Annotated in this window: 1 pseudogene; it reads right to left on the reverse strand. The window is 58.3% G+C overall.

The features are described from left to right. A pseudogene (locus tag Q7V20_RS22935) lies at positions 1-1198 on the reverse strand (hypothetical protein); the annotation flags it as partial.

The following is a 1198-nucleotide window of genomic DNA, read 5'->3' on the forward strand; positions in this document are numbered from 1 at the left end:
GTCTAGTTCCTTGGTTTTCGTTTTGAAGAATGAGAAGATCGCGGCGACAGCGAGAAGCGGAGCCGCAATCGCTCCGATCGCCGTCGATATGCCCGCCAAGCCGCCAACCGAAAGCCCACCAGAGATAGCACCACCCATACCGGCAAGCCCACCATACACTGAAGACATAAAGCCTGCGCTCAGGCTCGATCCAATTGTGCCAAGCGCTCCGCCCGCCCCGCCCAAGAGGCCGGAAAGCAAACCACCACTAGATCCAGAAGCTGCTTCGCCTTGCGCTGCGCCAGCAAGGGCCGAGGCCGGAACGCCTCCCAGGCCAAGCGCAAGCATGATTTTGTTTTTCAGGGCATAGGCGATCATCTGTTTGATCGTGTTGACCAGCAGATCCTTGATGCTTTTCATGCCACCGCTGAAACCATCGACCATCTGATCGACAAAGCCGCCGATGCCGCTTGTGACAAAGCCCTGCATGGTGTCGGCATAGGATTGTGCGGCGTCGGTAGCATCTTTGGCGGCTTTCTTCGCGGCCTTGCCTGCTTCATCCATCGCAGTTTTTGTGGCTTTGCCCGCGCCAGCGGCCGCGCTGGCCGTTTTCACAAGGGTCGCATGCTGCTCCTGCAAGGCGACGTTGGTCTGCAAAGCGGCATCGTAGGCTGCCAGTTGAGAGGCGGCCTGCTTGCGAATGATCCCATCCTCGCTGCCAAGCATCGGGGCAAGCTTTGCGTGCTGTTCCGCAAGCTGGCCCGCGGCAGTAGCAGCGACAACAGTGGATCCGGCCAACAGCGCGGCGTTGCTCGCGGCGGTGGCGATGTTGGTGAAATTCATGCCGTCAATGGCACTGCGCAGACCCGCAGCATATCCGTATGCCTGGCTGAGCGCTGAAGACAAACCGAGCGCCGCGTTTGCAGCATTATTTAGCCCAACTTCAATGGGCGGCACACCGGCGACGATTAGCGCTAGCATCCGGTCAGTCTCGGCCAGTTGCGAATTGGCGGAATTGATCTTGGCTTCAATTAGGGCATAGGCAACCGAAGACCGGTCAAGCGCGCTCTGCTGCTTTGCCAACGTTTCCAGTTCAGCGTCCAGAGCGGCTTTGTTTTGTGCCAACTGGTTACCGATTTGTGCGACAGCCTGAGCTTGGCCCTGAAGACCGCTATCGCTCATTCCATTAGCTAATAGTTGGTCGTATTGCGCCTGCGCA

Source organism: Aquabacterium sp. (assembly GCF_030652515.1).
Lineage (GTDB): Bacteria > Pseudomonadota > Gammaproteobacteria > Burkholderiales > Burkholderiaceae_C > Aquabacterium.